Origin of the sequence: Novosphingobium piscinae (assembly GCF_014230355.1) — a bacterium.
In the GTDB taxonomy this organism is placed as follows: Bacteria; Pseudomonadota; Alphaproteobacteria; order Sphingomonadales; family Sphingomonadaceae; genus Novosphingobium; species Novosphingobium piscinae.
Window position 1 is genome coordinate 260,815 of sequence record NZ_JACLAX010000001.1, and the last position, 18,265, is coordinate 279,079.

Sequence of the window (18,265 nt, forward strand, 5' to 3'; positions counted from 1 at the left end):
GGTCTCCTGAGGGCCCCGGTTCCGGCAGGGGCCCCTGAAGGATTGGTTCAACCCTTGCTGGGCAGTTCGGCGATCGCCGTTCCGAAGGCCGAGGTCTCGCCGCGGTGGGTCGTGGCAAGCTGCTGGATCTCGACATACTTCTTGCCGTTCTCCTCGAACTTGCGGGTGACGCTGCCGTCAATGAAGATCACGTCGCCGTCCGGGTTGTGGCGGCGGATCTGGCACTTCGACTTGTGCAGGAAGCCATCATCGCCGATCCAGTTGGTGACGTGATGGGTCAGCCACGAATTGCGCTCGGGACCGTAGTCGTAGGCTCCCGGGGCGCCGACCTCGAGCGCGAAGGCTTCGTCCCAGTGCACCCGCTCGGGGCAGTCGGGGACGTTGAAGCGGTTCTTGATGCCAAGACCCGGATGGGCCTGCTGCATCTTCCAAGCCAGCTTGTTGGCGCGGATGTAGAGCCCGCCCCAGCCTTGCGCATAGCAGATGAAGCCGGTCACGGTCATCGGACCCTTCATCATGCGCGGCAGCTCGTCGCCGACATTCACGTCCTCCCAGTAGCGCGGCGTCGCGCCCCGGATTTCCTCGTTGGCGTAGAGCTTGCCCCATTCGGCGAGCTGCTCGTCGGTGAACGGCTCGACCCGACCGCGCGCCTCGGTGTACTTGGTACCGCGCTCGCGGGCCTCGTCACGGTCGGTGCGGAACACCCAGCTGTCGGCCTCGCAGACCAGATCGCCGTGCTGGTTGAAGAAGTCGACGTGGTAGATCTGCTGGAACGACCGCCCGGCGAACTTGGTCTGATGCTCGACCAGGTCCTTCAGGTAAGCCTCGGTGCGGATCGTGTCGTTGCGCAGCACCGGCTTGTGCCAGGTCCAGTCGGCCCCGGCCCACATCGCGTGTACCCCGGACAGGCCGCCGCAGTAGCCCGAGATGATCCGGCTGGTGGTGAAGAGGAAGCTCGGCAGCGCGACGATCGAGCCGTACTTGGTCTTGGCGGCATAGTCCGGGTCGGTCCACAGCGGATTGTCGTCGCCGATGCCGTGGGCGTAGTGACGGATCGCGTCACGGGTGGCCTCATAGTTCCACGGTTCGACCGTGTTCTCGATCTTGATGCCGATGCGGCTGCGCAGGTCGGCGAGACCCTCTTCGGTGATCTTGGGGAATTTGGCGCTCATGGTCTTATGCTCTCCTGAATTCAAGCGGCGGCAGCGGCTGCGGCGGCCTCGCGGTCGCGCAAGATCTTGCGATTGACCTTGCCGGCCGGGTTCTTCGGCAGCTCGTCGACGAATTCGACGATCCGCGGAAATTCGTGCTGCGCGAGCTTTTCGCGGGTGAAGTCCTGCAGCGCGCGGACCAGCGCATCGCTGCCCGGTTCACGCGCGATGACGAAGGCCTTGACCACCTGGCCGCGCTGCTCGTCGGGGACCCCGATAACCGCGCATTCAAGCACGGCGGGATGCTTGAGCATGGTGTTCTCGATCTCGACCGCGGACAGGGTCCAGCCGGCCGAGATGATCACGTCGTCGGCCCGGCCGCAGTGATAGAAATAGCCGTCCTCGTCGATCCGGGCGCGGTCCTTGGTGGTCATCCACGCGCCGCCGCGCCACAGCATCAGCTCACCCACCTCGCCCGGCGCGCAGGCCGTGCCGTCAGGGCGCTGGACCTGAAGCCGCTGGCCCGGAATCGCCTTGCCGAGCGACCCCGGCTTGACCGTGAAATCGTCCGCGCCGGGATAGTTCACCAGCACCACGCCGATCTCGGTGGTGCCGTACATCGAGCAGGCCGGCACCTTGAAATGGGCGTCGATCCATTCGAGCGTGGAAGGGTCGATCGGCTCGCCGGTGTAGGACAGCTTGTCAAACCGGAAAGTGAAATCACCCCCGCGTCCCGAGTTCTTCATCATCCGGTAGTGCGTGGCGGCGGCCGACATGTTGGTGATGCCGAAACTGTCGAGCGCCTGCAGCAGCCGCACCGGATCGAAGCGGCCGGCAAAGGTGCCCGTGGTCACCCCCAGCGCCAGGGGGGCGAGCGTGCCGTGCCACAGCCCGTGGCCCCAGGCCGGGGATGATGGGCAGAAGAACTCGTCTCCGGGACGGATCCCGGTGCCGTAGAGCGCGGCGAACATCAGCGTGACGATCGCGCGGTGGGTGTGGCGCACCGCCTCCGGCAGCTCGCGGGTCGTGCCGCTGGTATACTGGAACACCGCGATGTCGTTGGCCCGTGAGCGTGCGGTGATGCGGTCGGGGAAGCCTGCCAGCGAAGCGAGGAACGCATCGTCGGCGACGACCACGCGCGGCCCGTCGAGCGAACGGGCCAGTTCGGCCTTGTCGGCGTTGGTTACCAGGATCGACGGCCGGCAATCGTCCACCCGGAGGCGCAGTGCGTCGGGCCCGAACAGAGTGAACAGCGGCACCGAGATCGCACCGGTCTGCATGGCGCCGAACAGGCAGACGTAGAAGGGCAGCGACGGCTCAAGCATGAAGGCAATGCGTTCGCCCGGCTGGATGCCCTCGGCGATCAGCCAGTGGGCGAACCGGGCGGCCCCCGCGGCGATCTCGTCGAAGCTCAGGATCTCGTCACGCCCATCGGCATGGGCGATGCGCACGGCCGGGCGGCCGGAGCCATCGGCATGCCGGTTGATGCATTCGTGGGCGATGTTGAGATGCTCACGATCGCCGTCGAAGAGATCCCACAGCGCCGCCCCCGAAGCATGGGCCTGGGCATCGGCATAGCGGGTGAACTGGGTGAGTCTGGGCATGTCCGGCACATGCCACAGGCGCCTTGACGTTGTACATATAGAATATTATTCTGTATATTGAATGAAAAGGCATCACCGGGGCGAATTATGACCAGCGACAGTGCCGCACCGTCGAAGGCCCCGGCCATCGCCCGTGCCGCGGCGATCCTCCGCCTGCTCGGGCGGAGCGAGGCGCCGCTCGGGGTCAATGCCATCGCCCGTGAGCTGGATCTGGTCCCCTCGACCTGCCTCTACCTGCTGCGCGCGCTGGCCGAGGAAGAACTGGTCGGCTTTGATCCGGCGACCAAGCGCTACACGCTTGCGGCCGGGGTGCTCACGCTCGCGCGTGGATGGCTCAAGCGCGATCGGTTCGCCGACCTCGCCCAGCCGCTGCTCGATCGCGTCGCGACCGAGCACGGCCTTACCATGCTGGGGGTGCAGGTGGTCGGACTCCAGCACATGATCGTGGTCGCCAAGGCGCTGGGCACCGGCAACTTCCAGCTCAATGCCGAGGTCGGCAGCCGCTTTCCCGCGCTGATCAGCGCCACGGGCCGCTGCGTGGCGGCCTTCGGCGGGCATGACCCCGAGGTGCTGCGCCGCCGCTTCTCCGGCCTGCGCTGGGAGGCCCCGCCGACCTTCGACCACTGGCGCGACGAAGTCGCCCGGACGCGCCAGACCGGATATGCGGTCGATGAAGGAAACTACATCGCCGGGGTCACCGTCGTGGCCGCCCCGGTGTTCCGCAGCCCGGGACAGCTCAGTCATGCGCTGGCGGCGGTGGGCCTCGGCAGCGCGGTGCGCCGCGGCGGGCTCGAGCAACTGGCCGGCGCCGTCGCAGGCGCCGCACGTTCCCTTAGCGAACGGCTTTCGGGCGCCTAGGCCGACAGGAAATGGGTCCGCCGCGGGCCATCGGGGCGCACCGGTCAGGACAGCCAGCGGACGCAGCAAGTCGAACTTCGCATGCCGCTCGAGCCGACGAGATTATTCAACAGCGGATAAAGTATACTACTTTAGTATCCGCCGATTCCCCAAGAATCCGGGCGCTTTCTCTATTTATTGTGCATGTGCGAATAAATGCGCTCTATCGCGCCAGCGATTATCCCGTTGCGCTCCTCCTTCACGATTGCCGCAGTTCCGGAAGCGGATAGGTATTGCGACAGCACGTTTGAAGCGCCCGGCCGAGCAGCCGCGTCAGCCGATGTTGCACCTGGGGAGGATAACAATGAAGTCGTTCCAAAGCCTGCTACTTGCCACCAGCTGCATCATGCCGATCATGGCTGCGAGTGCCGCCTCGGCGCAGACCGTCCCCACCCCTGCCGACGCGGCGGAGACCCCGACCGAGGAGATCGTGGTCACCGGCACGCTGATCCGCGGCACCCAGGTGACCGGTTCGCAAACCATCAGCGTCGGTCGCGAGGACATCCAGGTCAAGGGTGCCACCACCACCAACGAACTGCTGGGCGTGATCCCGCAGATCGCCAACACCTTCAACGGCCGGTTCGAAGGCGATCCGCGCGGCTTTTCGTCGGGCATCTCGATCACCAAGCCGAACCTGCGCAACGTCCCCTCGTCCAACCAGACCTCTGGCGCCCTGACCCTCGTGCTGATCGACGGCATGCGCGCGACCCCGGTCGGTGTGGGCCAGGCCGCGATCGACGTCGATCTCATTCCCGCCGTGATCATGGCCGGGATCGACGTGGTCACCGATGGCGGTTCGTCGCTCTACGGCGCCGACGCCGTGGCGGGCGTGCTCAACTTCCGCACCCTGCCGAAGTTCGACGGGATCAAGGTCGACGCCAATGCGTCGTTCGGCACCACGATCAAGCGCTACCAGACCTGGAACGGCTCGATCCTGGCCGGCAAGAGCTGGAACAGCGGCAACGCCTACATCGCTTTCAACCGCGACGAGCGCACCGAGGTGGTCAACCGCGACGTGCCCTGGAATGACCCGCGGGTTTACAACGCCGCGGGCGTGGGCAGCTTCACCTTCACCCAGTGCGCCACTCCGGTCGGCACCGAGGCCCGCTGGTTCCGCTTCGGTCCGGGCGCTGCCCAGTTCACCAACAACCCCGCTGCCCCCGGCGCCGGACCCTCGTTCCCGGTGGGTTCGCCCTGCGACGGCGTCTCGGCCTCGACCTACCTGCCCAAGCAGACCCGCACCAACGTCTACGGCAAGCTCACCCAGACGCTGTCCGACAGCCTCGAGCTGCGCGTGACTGCCTACTGGAGCAAGCGCGATACCGAGTTCAGCATCCTGCCGCGCGGTTTCACCGCCGCAGGCAGCCCGCTGACCACCGGCGCGCTGGTCGGCGCGGCCTTCCCGAATGCGGCGGTCGGCAGCATTACTGCGGTCCCTGGCGGCACCAGCTTCTCGTTCGCGCCCAACGCGGCCTACGTCAACGCGCCGAACCGCGTCGGCTTCGAGACCTGGGGCGTCTCGCCCGAGCTGACCTGGGCAGTGACCAGCGACTGGCAGGTGCGCGCCAATGCCCACTTCGGCAAGTCGGTCAACTACCAGGCCTTCCCGAACGTCGATACGGTCAAGGCCCAGTGCTACATTACCGGCTGCACCGGCGTTGCCGCGGGCCAGCTCAACCCGTTCAACGTCGGCGCGGCCAGCGCGGCGGTGATCACCGACATCCTGAACTACGAGAACGCGCAGGACATGACGCAGAAGATGCTGCTCATGCGCGCCGTGGCGGATGGTCCGCTGTTCCCGCTGCCGGGCGGCGATGCCAAGCTCGCGGTCGGCCTCGAATACCAGAAGAACTGGGCCGCCACGCGCCTCACGGCCGGTCCGGTCGGCTCGATCGACGCCCTGCCCTTCCGTGAGACCAACCGGAACGCCAAGTCGTTCTACGGCGAACTCTCGCTGCCAGTGACCAGCTTCGCCACGGTCAACGGCTCGATCCGCCATGATGACTACAGCGATTTCGGGGGGACGACCAATCCGAACATCGGCCTGACGCTCACGCCGGTCGAAGGGCTGAAGATCTTCGCGCACTGGAACAAGTCGTTCAACGCGCCGACCGCGATCGACAACCTGGCGATCGCCACCGGCCGGTTCGCCTGCGGCATCTATGTGCCGGGCGGCACCGCCGCCCAGCGGCCGAACGATCCGCTCGGCCGCGATACCAGCAGGCAGGGCTCCTGCGCCCTCGTGCTGCAGGGTTCGGCTCCCGGCCTGAAGCCGCAGACCGCCAACAGCTGGGCCGTGGGCTTCGAGGCCACCCCGCTCGACGGGCTGCGGTTCGGGGCGAACTTCTACTCGATCGACCTCAAGAACGCGCTGGGCAACCTGAACCCGGCCAACCAGGCGACCTACACCACCAACCCCGATCTCTACACCTACAACCTCACGGCGGCGCAGTACTCGGCGATCCTCGCCGGCCTGACCAACGGCGGGCAGCTGGGCGCGCAGCAGGTCGCCTCGAACATTGCCATCGTGGTCGATACCCGCACTGGCAACCTCAATGCCGCCAAGCTCGAAGGCGTCGATTTCACCGCCGCGATCGACCAGGATACCCGGCTCGGCCGGTTCGGTCTGGGCCTCAACGGGACCCTGGCCACCCGGGCCCGGGTGCTCGCCAATGGCGTGGCGGTGAACCAGCTGAACGTCGGGCAATCGCGCTTTACCGCGACCACTTACCTCGCCTGGAGCAAGGGGCCGCTGTCGAGCCGCATCACCGTCAACTACTCGGGCAAGGCGCGGGACGAAGCCGGCGACAATCTCGGCAACGTCGATCGCAAGCCTTTCACCCTGACCAACGTCAACTTCGGCTATGACTTCAGCAAGACCAGCCCGCTGAGCGGACTGTCGCTGCGGCTGATCGTCGACAACGTGTTCGACGTTGAGCCCGAGCGGGTGCGGCGCCTCAACACCAACAATCCGCCCTACTTCCGCTGGACGCTGGGCCGGGTGATCAAGCTGGGCGCTACCTTCCAGATGTAGGCCGCACGGCTCAGGCCGCAGTCCTTGCGGGGGGGGGATCGGCCCGGGAGCTTGGCTCCCGGGCCGATTGCCTTAAGGGCCCGAGCCGAGCGCTCCATCGCCGGAGGGATAGGCGGTCCCCGCGCATTGTCCACTGCATCCGGTCATGCAACTCTGACGGGGATGGAACACAGGACCGCGATCGTCACGGGGGCCAGCGCCGGGATCGGCCGGGCCGCAGCCGCCCAGTTGCTCGACGCCGGCTGGCGCGTCATCGGCATCGGCCGCGATCCGCTGCGCACCGCCGACACAGCCGCCGCGCTCGCTTCGCCACGGTTCACGATGCTCCGCGCCGACCTGTCCTCGCTGGTTGCTATCGCCGGTCTGGCGGCCGAGCTGCTGCGCCTCGCCCCCCGGATCGATGCCCTGCTCAACGTGGCGGGCGGGGTTCAGGCCGAACGCCGCACCACGGCTGAAGGGTTCGAGGTCACCTTCGCCGCCAATCATCTGGCCCCCTTCATGCTCACCACCCGGCTGCTGCCGGCGCTGCTGCCGGGCGGGCGGGTGATCGCCGTCTCCTCGAGCGGGCACGAGTACTGCCGGGGTCTCAACTGGGACGACCTTGATTTCACCACCGGCTGGCTCAGCGGCGCGGCCTATTGCCAGGCCAAGCTGGCCAACATCCTGTTCACCCGCGAACTGGCGCGCCGCTATGGCCCGGAAGGACTGGTGGCCCACGCCATGCACCCCGGCGTGGTCGACAGCAATTTCGCCAGCCATTGTGACGCCCCGATGAAGGCGCATATGGAGGCGATCCGGCCCGAGGCGGTTGCGCCCGAGGTCCCGGCCCGCACGCTGTGCTGGCTGGCAGGCGATCCGGCCCCGGCCCTGGTGAACGGACGGTACTTTCACGCCATGGCCGAAGCCGCATGCAGCGTAGAGGCGCAGGACGATGCCGCGGCGGCGCGGCTGTGGCAGGTCAGCGCAGAACTCACGGCGGCCTACTGACGCGCGCTGGTCAGGCTGCCCGCCGAGTCAGCCGAGGCCCTCAACCAGCACAACCCGCCAGTCCGCCGCGCCGACCCGGAGCGCCAGCGCCTCGCGGTAGGCGGGGCTGTCGTACCAGGCGCGCGCCTGCTCAAGCGAAGGGAAACGCAAAATGACGACCCCGTCGGGCGCTGTCCCCTCAAGCGCCTCGACCTGGCCATAGACCGCCAGCGGGGCGATGCCGTAGCGCTCCTGCCAGTCAACCGCATTGGCGCGATTGAGCCGCGAGTACTCCGCCATGCCCGCCGCGTCACGGACCGGGGTTTCCCGATAGACCAGGATGTAGGCGGTCATAGCGGGCAGGTCACGACAGCTCGGCCAGCGCCTGGGAGGTGAACGGCAGCAACTCGTCGACCCGGCCTTCGCGCACCTGGCGCACCCAGTGCGGGTTGGTGATCAGGGCGCGTCCGACCGCGATCATGTCGAACTCGTCGCGCTCCATCCGCTGGATCAGATCCCCGATCCCGGCCGTGCTGGCGTGCTGGTCGCTGAAGGTGCGCAGGAAATCGCCGTTCAAACCGACCGAGCCGACGCTGATCGTCCGCGCGCCGGTCAGCTTGCGGGCCCAGCCCGCAAAGTTCAGGCCGTGCTCGCCATCCAGCTCGGGGAACTCGGGCTCCCAGAAGCGGCGCTGCGAGCAGTGCAGCACGTCCACCCCGGCTTCGACCAGTGGCAGGAGCCAGTCGGTCATCTCGGCGGGGGTCGGCGCGAGCTTGGCGCCAAGTGCCTGCTGCTTCCACTGGCTGACCCGCAGGATCAAGGGAAAACCGGGGCCTACCGCCGCCCTGATCTGGCCGACGATCTCGGCCGCGAAGCGCGACCGTTCGCGCAGCGTCGGACCGCCGTAGCGATCGCTACGCAGGTTGGTTGCCGCCCAGAAGAACTGATCGATCAGATAGCCGTGCGCCCCATGCACCTCGACGCAGTCGAAGCCGAGTCGGCGGGCGTCGCCGGCGGCCTTGGCAAAGGCTGCCACGGTGTCGGCCACGGCTTCCTCGGTCATGGCCATGCCGCGCGGCTGATCCGGGCCGAGCAGGCCTGACGGGCTCTCAACCGGAACCTCCGGCTCCCAGTCGGTCGTCGCGCTGCGCACCGCGCCAGTGTGCCAGATCTGCGGGGCGATCCGGCCGCCCACGCCATGCACCGCGCCAACGACCTCGCGCCATCCCTCCAAAGCGTCCCCGAAGAACTGCGGCACGTTGGGTTCGTTGCGCGAGGCCGGCCGGTCGACCACGACCCCCTCGGTGACGATCAGGCCCACTCCGCCCTCAGCGCGGCGACGGTAGTACTCTGCCTGAGCAGACCCGACCCGGCCATCGATCGCGAAACTCCGGGTCATGGGAGCCATGACAATGCGGTTGGGCAGGGTGAGTGTGCCGATCGTGATTGGCTGGAAAAGAACGTCAGCTGAACTGGTCATCTGGGGCATCATCCTGTCTGCGCTGGCGTCGTCCTGGGCGGGATCGTGGTGCCGGCCAAGCCAAACTTGTTCAACCCCTTAAGCATCTCCGCGCCGGGTAGCCACGAAATCCCGGGCGAGCGCCGTGTGCAGTGCCGCCGCGATCCGCTCGAGCGCCATCTGGTCGGCGGTTTCAAGCGCATGGAAGCGCCGGACGAACCGGCCCTGTGTCTCAAGATCGCGGGCGATGGCCGCAACCCGGTCGGCGCCCTCTGCGGTCAGCGTGATCGGGCGGCTGCGCTGATCCAGCGGGTCTGGGGTGCAGATCAGCAGCCCGGCGGAGGCGAGCCGACGCACGCGGCCGCTTAGCGCGGCGTTGGTGACGTTCAGAGCCTGGGCCAGATCGGTCGCTCGCAAGGGTTCGGGCGCCCGCATCATGAGTGCGCCCAGCAGGTGGAAGTCGGCGATGCTCAGACCGTGGCGCCCGCTCACGGCATTGAGGTCCGTCGCCATCAGCTGACCGATCTTGTAGAGATGCCAGATCGCGCCGAAATGGCGGACGTCGAGCCCGGCCTCGGCGAAGAAGGCCTTGCCCGCGGCGAGTTGCTCGGCCGGGACGACGGAACCGGCGGGTCCAGCGGTGCGGGGCATTCAGCCTGCCCCGCCGAGGCCATTCGCGGCGTCCTGAGAGGGTACCGGCCTTGCGGGCCGGATTGGCGGGACGGCAGGGCGCTGGCGGCTGCTGTTCATCGCGTGGACCTCGCTTGATCTGGGCCACTGTTCCCATCGTGAGCGGCCCCGATGGCATATCCGCCCGCTTGGCCGGTGCAACCGCAGCCTTGGCCCATCGCCGCCGCGATGGGCGCCCCGTTGACGCTCCGTCGCAACCTCGGGATCGGCGTCGATCGCGGCGACAACATGGTTGGCAAGACCCGGCTGCCGCCCTAGCGCTGGGGCATTGTCACCCACTCCGGAGACCAGTGTGGAGCCGTTCCTTCTTGTCGAGCGCGAAGGCGCGGTCCTGACCGCGACGATCAACCGTCCCGCCCTGCGCAATGCGATCACCGCCAAGCCGGACATGGAGGCCTTTGTGGCTTTCATCGATTCGGTTACGGCAGACGACACGGTCCGAGCCGTGGTCCTCACGGGAGCTGGGTCGGCGTTCTGCGCGGGCGGCAACGTCAAGGACATGGCCAACCGCGAAGGCATGTTCGCGGGCGAGCCCTATGACCAGCGTAACGGCTACCGCCGCGGCATCCAGAAGGTGGCCCAGGCGCTCTACGAACTGGAGGTTCCGGTGGTGGCTGCGGTCAACGGTCCGGCCATCGGCGCCGGGCTCGACCTTGCCTGCATGTGCGACATCCGCATCGCGTCCGAGACTGCGCTGTTCGCCGAGAGCTTCGTCAAGCTCGGCCTGATCCCGGGCGATGGCGGCGCCTGGTTCCTGCCGCGGTTGATCGGCCTGCCCCGGGCGACGGTGATGTCGCTGACCGGCGATCCGATCGATGCCGCCACGGCGCTGGCCTATGGCCTGGTGCACGAGGTGGTGCCGGGCGACCGCCTGTTGGAAACCGCCAGAGCGATGGCGCAGCGCATCGCGGCAAACCCCGGCCACGCGACGCGGTTGGCCAAGCGCCTGCTGCGCGAGGCGCAGGACATGAAGCTAGCGCCGTTGCTCGAGCTTTCGGCGGCCTATCAGGCGCTGGCGCATCATACGCCCGAGCATCAGGAGGCGGTTGCCGCCTTTGTCGAGAAGCGGCCGCCGCGGTTCAACGGGGGCTGAAACCGGTGGCCCGCCGCGTGAAGGCTTGCGCTCGCTCACCAATTCGGGATTAAGCTGCGACAGGCCCGCGCCGGATCGGCGGGCTGGCCACGGCGGGCCCCGGACAACCCGGGCAGGTTGCGATGAGGAGAGCCGAGGACGTGACCCAGCCGCCCGACGCGTCGCCTCCGGCCGACCGCGCGACCAGCCTGCTCGCCCCGCTGGCCAACCCGACCTACCGCAACATCTGGATGGCGAGTTTCGTCGCCAATTTTGGCCAGCTGATCCAGGGCGTCGGCGCGGCCTGGGAGATGACTCGGCTGACCGGATCGCCCGAGATGGTGGCGCTGGTCCAGACCGCGATGTTCCTGCCCTCGATGCTGCTCTCGCTGGTCTCGGGGGCGATCGCCGACGTGTTTGACCGGCGCAAGGTGGCGCTACTGGGCTATGCCATCGCCATGGCCGCCGCGGCGGCCATGGCCTCGATCAGCTATGCCGGGTGGCTGACCCCCTGGGTGCTGCTGGGCTTCTGCTTCGCGATCGGTTGCGGATCGGCGCTGTTTGCGCCTTCGTGGCAGGCCTCGGTGAGCGAGCAGGTCGAGCCGCGCCATCTGCCCTCGGCCATTGCGCTTGGGACGATCAGCTACAACGCGGCACGCTCGATCGGCCCCGCGCTGGGCGGCGCCGTGGTGGCCGCCTTTGGCGCCATGGCCGCCTTCGTCGCCAATGCCTTGTGCTATCTGCCCTCGATGCTGGCCTTCTACCTGTGGAAGCGGCCACAGGTGCCTTCGCGCTTCGAGCCTGAGCGGATCGACCGCGCCGTGATCGGCGGCGTGCGCTATTCGCTCCACTCGCCGCAGATCCGCATCGTCATCGTGCGAGCCTTCATCGCGGTTCTCGGCAGTTCGGCCGTCACGGCGCTGACCCCGCTGATTGCCAAGGATCTGCTTGGCGGCAATGCCGCGACCTATGGCTTGCTGCTCGGCATCTTCGGCGTGGGGGCGGTCATCGGGGCAAGTTTCGTTGGCCAGATCCGGGCCCGGTTCGACATGGAAACCGCGGTGCGGTTCTGCGCGCTGGCTGCCGGTACCGGGACCGCGATCGCCGGGCTGAGCCGCTCGCTGCCCCTCACCGCACTGGGCCTGCTCCTGGCGGGTGGTCCGTCGATGATCATGCTGGCGCTGTTCAACGTCAACGTCCAGCTATCGGCGCCGCGCTGGGTGACCGGACGGGCCCTGTCGTTCTACAATACCGCGACCACGGCCGGCATTTCGGTGGGTGCCTGGCTGTGGGGCGTGGCCGCGCATGGCCTCGGTACGGGTCCCGCCCTGGTCGTGTCCGGCGCCTGTCTGGCCGCGACCGTGCTGCTTGGGCGCATCATGCCGATCCCGACCGTGGCGGGACCGCTCCTGCCATCGCAGCTGGAACGGGCCGACCCCGAGACCAGCCTGGCGATCACACCGCGCAGCGGGCCGATCGTGATCGAGATCGACTATCTGGTGCGCGAGGAGCACGCCCGCGCCTTCTATGCGGTGATGCAGGAGCTGCGCGGCGCGCGGACCCGCAGCGGGGCCTTCGACTGGTCGCTGGCGCGGGACCTGCAGGATCCCCGGCTATGGACCGAACGCTATCACTGTCCGACCTGGGCCGACTACATGCGCCAGCGCAACCGGCTGAGCGCGGCCGACGAGGAGTTGCAGCACCAGGCAAACAGCTTTTACGATCATCAGCCGGCTGACCGTGTGCGGCGGCGGCTGGAGCGTCCCTATGGGTCGGTGCGCAGCAGTGCCGATGCACCGGATCGCGGCGACAGCTACGGGCCCATCTCGTTCTGAGGAACGACCCGGGCCGCGTCAGGAACGCTGGCTGGCCAGACCCGTCGCGCTGGCGAAGCCAAGCGACCCGACCTCATCGTACAGCCGGCAGTAACCCACGGCTATGCCCTGAGATGAATCGTGGACGCTGGCTTCGAGCCCAGTCCAATGCCCGACCGGCAGGCGATGAAGATTGACCACCACGTCGGCATTGATGAACTTGATGCCGGTGTCCGCCGAGTGGAGCCAGGGGCTCGCGACGTCGGCGATCGCGGCGACCCGGGTGAAGGGCACCAGCGGCTCCCCGGCGACGATCTCGAGTTGTTGCCGCAGCCAGAGCTGGCGCGGACCCTGTGCGCCGATGTGGCCCTTGATCGGGCGCCATTCCGCGCCGCGCCGCGCTTCGCCGGGCAGGGCCGCAAGACTGTCTGGAGACGGCACGGTCCATGGCGCCTGCCCCGGCCAGACCCGTCCGTCAGGGTTTGTCCCCGCGCGCAGCAGCTGGCAGATGGCGCGGGCATACTCATCGCCATCAATCACCATCCGCGCCTCGATCAACCGCAGCCGGCGACCCTCGCGGATGACCTCCGTGCGGATCGCGACCGGGCGGGCGGGAGCCAGCCGGTGCATATCGACATGGAACCGCGCCGGGATCCAGTCGTCGTCACCATGGCGCGACCACACCTCGTGACCCATCAATCCGACGATCGCGCTGCCGTGGATGGTGTCGTCCCGCCAGTACCCCGCGGTCGTGGCAAGCGGCAGGACGGTGTCACCGACCCGCCGGAAATAGGCCTGTTCGCTCATGTGCAGTCCGTCCGCAGCCGCTTTGCCAGCCTAATTGCCGAGGCCATTGGGCTGCGCAAGCGGGCTGCATCAGAAACCGCCCGACCGATGCGAGGCCGGGCGGGTTGCGCGTCCGCTGGGCGGGCGGCCTTCAGTCTTCCGGAGCGATCGTCACCCGCAGGCCGTCAAGCGCGGCGTTGAAGGTGATCTGGCACGACAGCCGCGACTGGGCGGTGCGGTGGTCCGAGCTGTCGAGCAGGTCGTTCTCGTCGGCGGACACCCCGGGCAGCTCTCCGGAGAAGCTGTCATCGACGTAGACATGACAGGTGGCACACGAGCAGCAGCCGCCGCACAGCGCCAGCAATTCGTCGAAGCCGTTGTCGCGAATGATTTCCATCACGGTCAGGCCCTCGCCAGCCTCGATCGACTGTTCCTCGCCCGCCCGATTGATCACCGTCAGCTTTGCCATCGTCCGTCCTTCTCGCTCGTCTGCGGGTGGGCACGGCGGGTTATGCCGTGTCTTCCCGGAGTCGGCCAGCCGTTGCCGCGAAACGGGGCTGCTGGCAAGCGCAGATCCGGCCAAAAACCCCCTGGTTCGGTCTCGTCCTGCTTACCGTTTGCCCGCGCTCCCCACAGCCGGAGCGAAGCGGACCGGTTCAGCAGAGCCGATAACCGATCCCCGGCTCGTTGCGGATCAGTCGCGGTTGGCCAGGGTCGTCCTCGAGCTTCAGCCGCAGCGCCCGGATCACCACGCGCAGGTACTCAACGTCGTCGCGATGGGCCTTGCCCCAGACTGTCTCGAGCAAGGCCGCATGGGTCAGGATGCGCCCGCCGGCCGCCACCAGCACCTCCAGCACCGCGAACTCGCGCGGGGTGAGGGAAACCGGACGATCCGCGATGAAGACTTCGTGCCGGGCGGCATCAAGCCGGATCGGGCCATGGACCAGCACGCCGCCACGTGGGGCGGTGGTTCCGCTGCCGCGCAAGGCCACGCGCAGACGGGCCAGCAACTCGTCGCCGTCGAACGGCTTGGTGACATAGTCGGCTGCGCCGAGATCGAGCGCGGCTACCTTCTCGGTCACTTCACTGCGGGCTGACAGCACGATTACCGGTACGGTGGTCTGCGCGCGGATCATGGTCAGCAGTTCGAGCCCGTCACGGTCGGGCAGGCCCAGATCGAGCAGCACCGCCTCAATCGCGCCCGGACCCGCGCCCAGCGCGGCGAGCGCGTCGCGGGCCGTCCCGGCGGTGACCAACTGGTGGCCGTCGCGGGCCAGCACCACACCCAGCAGCCGCAGGATGGCGGGTTCGTCATCGACGGCAAGGACCCGGCTCATCCCACTGGCTCCGGCACGCCGGGCAGGCCCAGGGCAAAGCGCGCCCCGCCAAGGGGACTCTCGCCGATCGAGACATCTCCGCCCATGGCCTCGGTGAAGCCTTTCACGATGGCCAGTCCGAGCCCGCTACCCGCGGTGCGGTCGCTCCCGGCCAGCCGGCGAAAGCGGTCAAACACCTCGGCCCGATCCGCTGCCGGGATCCCGGACCCATCATCCTCGACCACGATCTCCACGCGTTCGGCAGTCCCTGCAGCGCTGACACGCACCGTGGTGTGGGCGTGGCGCATGGCATTGTCTACCAGGTTGGCCAGGGCGTGGTGCAGCATCACGGGATCTCCGCGGACGAACGGCAAGTCGGTGGGAACCGCGCGCTGCAGCGTGATTCCGGCCGGGAGAGCCACCGCATCGCAGGCCGCGCCGACCGAGTCGATCACATCAAGGCTCTCACTTGCGACCACGAGTGAACCATCCTCGATCCGCGCCAGACCCAGCAGGTCGGCCATGGTCCGCTCCAGCTGCCCCGCAGCGACCAGCGCGTCGGCAGCCGCCGGATCGCGCTGCGCCAGCTGCGCGAGCTGCCCGGTAATCACGGTCAGCGGGGTGCGGAAGTCGTGGGCGAGCGAGGCAAGGAAAGTCCGCCGCAATTGCTCGCTTTGCTCCAGCCGCTCGCGATCACGGCGGACCTGTTCGAGGCTGGCTCGATCGCGGCAGGCACCCAGCAGCAGGGCAAGCTGCTGCAGCTGGTCGAGCTCGGCCGGGCTGCGCGGGTGGCCGTCGCTCGGTCGCGCCAGGGCCAGCACGGCCTGGTCAGAGCGGCTGCGCAGCGCAAGCGGGATGAAGCTCCAGTCGGCCGCGGCCATGGTCTCGGTGCCGTGCCCGGTGCGGTCGCCATTGTGGAGCGCCCAGGCCGCGGCCGACAGGTCGAGCGAGGAGAAACCTGCATCGCTGCCCGCCGGCAGTGCACCGTCGAGCAGGTACACCGGAGCGTAGCGTGCTGCCACGAAGGCCAAGCCCGCGCCCAGCGCCTCGTCCGCCGGCCCGGCGGCGAGCAGGGCCGAGAGCCGGGCCGCCTCCTCGCTCGCCGCGGCGCGGGCATTGGCCTCGGCCTCGCGCGCCATCAGCCGGGTGGCCAGCCGGCTGGTCACCGCGGCCACGACGCCGAGCACGGCCACGCTGACCAGGCTGTCGAGCTGGTGGACGCGGAAGCTGTATCGCGGCTCGAGCAGGAAGAAGTTGTAGGCGCTCGCCCCGGCCAGGGTCGCCACCAGCCCGGGCCAGAGCCCCCCGCGCGCGGCGCCGAGCAGGACCGGCAGCAGGAACAGGAGCGCCGCCGAGGCCAGTCCCAGCACCGGCAGCAGCCCCACGGAGACCGCGGTGACCACGCCAACCGCGCCAAGCGCGAGGAGGGAAGAGCCGAAGGTGCGGGTCATGCGACGGGCTAGAGCTCGATCTGGCTGCCCAGCTCGACCACGCGGTTGGGCGGAATGTTGAAATAGGCGGTCGGGTCGGCCGCGTTGCGGTGCAGGATCATGTAGATCAGGGTCATCCACCGCGGCAACAGCGGACGGCTGGCAAAGCGGATCGCGCTGCGGCCGACGAAGAACGAGGTGCCGCCCGGCCCGTCGAGCAGCCCCGGGCTGCGCGCGAGATCGCTCGGCACGTCGATCGCGTCCATGTAGCCATAGCGCAGGCGCGCGCGCAGGAACCGCTCGTCGAGCGGCTCGAGTTCGAGCCGCTGGCCCGGTTCCACCCACGGCTGGGGCAGGGTTTCGACCTTGAGCAGGACCGAGCGGTCGTGCAGCGCCTTGTTGTGCTTGAGGTTGTGCAGCAGCGCGGCGGGAGCCAGCGCCAGATCCTGGGTGAGGAACACCGCGGTTCCGGCTATCCGTACCGGGGGCCGGGCCGCCAGTGCGGCGGCGAAATCGGCGAGGGCGATGCCCATCTGGCTGGTCCGTGCCACCGCGGCGCGCCGTCCCCTGAGCCAGGCGACGATGACCAGCCCAACCAGCCCGGCGACGGCCAGTGGCACCCATCCGCCCTCGGTCACGCGCAGGATGTTGGCCCCGAAGAAGAACAGGTCAAGCGCGAGGAAGGGCGCGATCGCCACCCCGGCCCAGACCCGGTTCCAGTGCCAGTGGCGCCAGGCGATGAGGAAGGCGAGGCAGGTGGTCACCACCATGGTCCCGGTCACCGCGATGCCATAGGCCGCGGCCATGGCCGAGCTGCTGCGGAAGCCGAAGACCAGCACCACCACGCCCGCCAGCAGCAGCCAGTTGATCGCCGGCAGATAGATCTGCCCGATCTGCTCGGCCGAGGTCTGGCGGGTGGTCAGCCGTGGCAGCAGGCCCAGCGCGATCGCCTGGTGGGTGAGCGAGAAGGCCCCGGTGATCACCGCCTGGCTGGCGATGATCGTGGCCATGGTCGCCAGTCCCACCAGCGGCGCGCGCAGCGCATCGGGCGCCATCAGGAAGAACCAGTCGGCATTGGCAAGCGTCTGCCCGGCGGCCTCGGCGCGATCGAGCGCCTGCAGGGCCAGCGCGCCCTGGCCAAGATAGTTGAGCGTCAGCGCCGGCCAGACCAGGGCGAGCCAGCCGAGCTGGATCGGACGGCGGCCGAAGTGGCCCATGTCAGCGATCAAGGCCTCGGCCCCGGTCACGGTCAGGAACACCGCGCCCAGCACGAACAGCCCGGTCACCCCGTGGCCCTGCAGGAAGCGCACCGCCTCGAGCGGATTGACCGCGGCCAGCACCGCCGGGGCCTGGGCGATCTGCCACAGTCCGAGCGCGGCCAGCGCCGCGAACCAGACCAGGCAGACCGGCCCGAACAACGCCGCGACCCGCGCCGTGCCCTTGGCCTGGACCGCGAAGAGCCCGACCAGGATCCCCAGCGCCAGGCCCAGGATCAGCGGCTCCTGCATGCGCTCGAGCCCCGGGATCGTGCGCAGGCCCTCGACCGCCGAGAGCACCGAGAGCGCCGGGGTGATGATCGCATCGCCGTAGAACAGCGCGGCACCGGTCGCCCCCAAGACGACCACGATCGGCCATTTCGCGCCGGTCGCCCGCTGGGCCAGCGCCATCAGCGAGAGCACCCCGCCCTCGCCCTTGTTGTCCATCCGGGCGAGGAAGGCGACGTACTTGAGCGTGACGACGATGATCAGCGCCCACAGCGCCAGCGACAAGACCCCGAGGATCTCGCCGCGTGAGATGCCGTCAGCCCCCGACTGGGCAAGCGCCTCGCGGAAGGCATACAGCGGGCTGGTCCCGATATCGCCATAGACAACCCCGATCGCGCCGAGGGTGAGCAGGGCAAGCGACGGGCGTGGATGAGCAGGTGAGGCGGACACGGGGGCAGGATCCTTGCAGTCAGGCTGCTCCCCTGCCCCCTTGGGCCGTTAAGACGCCATGCGAATGCGTCCACGCCAGCATAACGGCCGCATAAAAGTCGCGGCCATCAGG

At 68.5% G+C, this 18,265-nt stretch carries 16 protein-coding genes; 6 read left to right on the forward strand and 10 right to left on the reverse strand.

Annotated elements, in window-relative coordinates; translation table 11 throughout:
* Positions 1–47: 47 nt before the first annotated feature.
* Together H7F53_RS01115 and H7F53_RS01120 are read right to left on the reverse strand one after the other, a co-directional pair.
* Positions 48–1,172: an FAS1-like dehydratase domain-containing protein gene (locus H7F53_RS01115; protein WP_185677620.1), complete on the reverse strand. Its 1,125-nt coding sequence runs from the start codon at positions 1,170–1,172 to the stop codon at positions 48–50.
* Between the two features lie 20 nt (positions 1,173–1,192).
* Positions 1,193–2,755, reverse strand: coding sequence for an acetate--CoA ligase (locus tag H7F53_RS01120; protein ID WP_185677621.1), 1,563 nt, complete (start codon positions 2,753–2,755; stop codon positions 1,193–1,195).
* Positions 2,756–2,842: 87 nt separating this feature from the next.
* On the opposite strand from H7F53_RS01120, the gene H7F53_RS01125 reads away from it, so the two are divergent.
* The 3 genes from H7F53_RS01125 (at position 2,843) to H7F53_RS01135 (ending at position 7,673) form a co-directional block, all read left to right on the forward strand.
* Complete coding sequence (locus H7F53_RS01125; protein WP_185677622.1) at positions 2,843–3,613, forward strand: IclR family transcriptional regulator; 771 nt, start codon at positions 2,843–2,845, stop codon at positions 3,611–3,613.
* 343 nt (positions 3,614–3,956) lie between these two features.
* Positions 3,957–6,686: a TonB-dependent receptor domain-containing protein gene (locus H7F53_RS01130; RefSeq protein WP_185677623.1), complete on the forward strand. Its 2,730-nt coding sequence runs from the start codon at positions 3,957–3,959 to the stop codon at positions 6,684–6,686.
* 162 nt (positions 6,687–6,848) lie between these two features.
* Positions 6,849–7,673, forward strand: coding sequence for an SDR family NAD(P)-dependent oxidoreductase (locus H7F53_RS01135; RefSeq protein ID WP_185677624.1), 825 nt, complete (start codon positions 6,849–6,851; stop codon positions 7,671–7,673).
* 27 nt (positions 7,674–7,700) lie between these two features.
* On the opposite strand, the gene H7F53_RS01140 is transcribed toward H7F53_RS01135, so the two are convergent.
* The 3 genes from H7F53_RS01140 to H7F53_RS01150 form a co-directional block, all read right to left on the reverse strand.
* Positions 7,701–8,006: a DUF1330 domain-containing protein gene (locus H7F53_RS01140; protein ID WP_185677625.1), complete on the reverse strand. Its 306-nt coding sequence runs from the start codon at positions 8,004–8,006 to the stop codon at positions 7,701–7,703.
* 10 nt (positions 8,007–8,016) lie between these two features.
* Entirely contained in the window at positions 8,017–9,132 is a 1,116-nt protein-coding gene (locus H7F53_RS01145) for an NADH:flavin oxidoreductase (protein ID WP_185677626.1), read from the reverse strand.
* A gap of 78 nt (positions 9,133–9,210) precedes the next feature.
* Entirely contained in the window at positions 9,211–9,762 is a 552-nt protein-coding gene (locus H7F53_RS01150) for a MarR family winged helix-turn-helix transcriptional regulator (protein WP_185677627.1), read from the reverse strand.
* Between the two features lie 150 nt (positions 9,763–9,912).
* Here H7F53_RS01150 and H7F53_RS01155 point away from each other — a divergent pair, with 150 nt between their 5' ends.
* The 3 genes from H7F53_RS01155 (at position 9,913) to H7F53_RS01165 (ending at position 12,708) form a co-directional block, all read left to right on the forward strand.
* Positions 9,913–10,059, forward strand: coding sequence for a hypothetical protein (locus H7F53_RS01155; RefSeq protein ID WP_185677628.1), 147 nt, complete (start codon positions 9,913–9,915; stop codon positions 10,057–10,059).
* A 34-nt stretch (positions 10,060–10,093) separates the two neighbouring features.
* Positions 10,094–10,894, forward strand: a complete 801-nt coding sequence (locus H7F53_RS01160; RefSeq protein WP_185677811.1) for a crotonase/enoyl-CoA hydratase family protein — start codon at positions 10,094–10,096, stop codon at positions 10,892–10,894.
* Positions 10,895–11,016: 122 nt separating this feature from the next.
* Positions 11,017–12,708 carry an MFS transporter gene (locus H7F53_RS01165; protein ID WP_185677629.1) on the forward strand — a complete coding sequence of 564 codons (1,692 nt, stop codon included), beginning with the start codon at positions 11,017–11,019 and terminating at the stop codon, positions 12,706–12,708.
* 18 nt (positions 12,709–12,726) lie between these two features.
* Here H7F53_RS01165 and H7F53_RS01170 read toward each other — a convergent pair whose 3' ends face one another.
* From H7F53_RS01170 to H7F53_RS01190, 5 genes are all read right to left on the reverse strand, one after another.
* The gene (locus H7F53_RS01170; RefSeq protein WP_185677630.1) at positions 12,727–13,494 is read right to left on the reverse strand and encodes an acyl-CoA thioesterase domain-containing protein; all 768 of its coding nucleotides are present in this window, start codon (positions 13,492–13,494) and stop codon (positions 12,727–12,729) included.
* Positions 13,495–13,624: 130 nt separating this feature from the next.
* Positions 13,625–13,942 (reverse strand): 2Fe-2S iron-sulfur cluster-binding protein, encoded by a 318-nt coding sequence (locus H7F53_RS01175; protein WP_185677631.1) that lies wholly within the window; start codon positions 13,940–13,942, stop codon positions 13,625–13,627.
* Positions 13,943–14,129: 187 nt separating this feature from the next.
* Positions 14,130–14,810, reverse strand: coding sequence for a response regulator transcription factor (locus tag H7F53_RS01180; protein ID WP_185677632.1), 681 nt, complete (start codon positions 14,808–14,810; stop codon positions 14,130–14,132).
* A complete protein-coding gene (locus H7F53_RS01185) occupies positions 14,807–16,240 on the reverse strand; it encodes a sensor histidine kinase (RefSeq protein WP_185677633.1) in 1,434 nt (477 codons plus the stop codon). Before H7F53_RS01185 ends, H7F53_RS01180 begins: the two co-directional genes overlap by 4 nt.
* Positions 16,241–16,248: 8 nt before the next feature.
* Positions 16,249–18,153, reverse strand: a complete 1,905-nt coding sequence (locus H7F53_RS01190) for a KUP/HAK/KT family potassium transporter (RefSeq protein ID WP_185677634.1) — start codon at positions 18,151–18,153, stop codon at positions 16,249–16,251.
* Positions 18,154–18,265 lie beyond the last annotated feature (112 nt).

Bases quoted from the DNA above. Each gene is read 5' to 3' on its own strand.
- H7F53_RS01115 (WP_185677620.1), bottom strand. From the start codon at position 1,172: ATGAGCGCCAAATTCCCCAAGATCACCGAAGAGGGTCTCGCCGACCTG.
- H7F53_RS01130 (WP_185677623.1), top strand. From the start codon at position 3,957: ATGAAGTCGTTCCAAAGCCTGCTACTTGCCACCAGCTGCATCATGCCG.
- H7F53_RS01135 (WP_185677624.1), top strand. From the start codon at position 6,849: ATGGAACACAGGACCGCGATCGTCACGGGGGCCAGCGCCGGGATCGGC.
- H7F53_RS01150 (WP_185677627.1), bottom strand. From the start codon at position 9,762: ATGCCCCGCACCGCTGGACCCGCCGGTTCCGTCGTCCCGGCCGAGCAA.
- H7F53_RS01180 (WP_185677632.1), bottom strand. From the start codon at position 14,810: ATGAGCCGGGTCCTTGCCGTCGATGACGAACCCGCCATCCTGCGGCTG.
- H7F53_RS01165 (WP_185677629.1), top strand. From the start codon at position 11,017: ATGAGGAGAGCCGAGGACGTGACCCAGCCGCCCGACGCGTCGCCTCCG.
- H7F53_RS01125 (WP_185677622.1), top strand. From the start codon at position 2,843: ATGACCAGCGACAGTGCCGCACCGTCGAAGGCCCCGGCCATCGCCCGT.
- H7F53_RS01120 (WP_185677621.1), bottom strand. From the start codon at position 2,755: ATGCCCAGACTCACCCAGTTCACCCGCTATGCCGATGCCCAGGCCCAT.
- H7F53_RS01155 (WP_185677628.1), top strand. From the start codon at position 9,913: ATGGCATATCCGCCCGCTTGGCCGGTGCAACCGCAGCCTTGGCCCATC.
- H7F53_RS01145 (WP_185677626.1), bottom strand. From the start codon at position 9,132: ATGACCAGTTCAGCTGACGTTCTTTTCCAGCCAATCACGATCGGCACA.
- H7F53_RS01185 (WP_185677633.1), bottom strand. From the start codon at position 16,240: ATGACCCGCACCTTCGGCTCTTCCCTCCTCGCGCTTGGCGCGGTTGGC.
- H7F53_RS01140 (WP_185677625.1), bottom strand. From the start codon at position 8,006: ATGACCGCCTACATCCTGGTCTATCGGGAAACCCCGGTCCGTGACGCG.
- H7F53_RS01170 (WP_185677630.1), bottom strand. From the start codon at position 13,494: ATGAGCGAACAGGCCTATTTCCGGCGGGTCGGTGACACCGTCCTGCCG.
- H7F53_RS01175 (WP_185677631.1), bottom strand. From the start codon at position 13,942: ATGGCAAAGCTGACGGTGATCAATCGGGCGGGCGAGGAACAGTCGATC.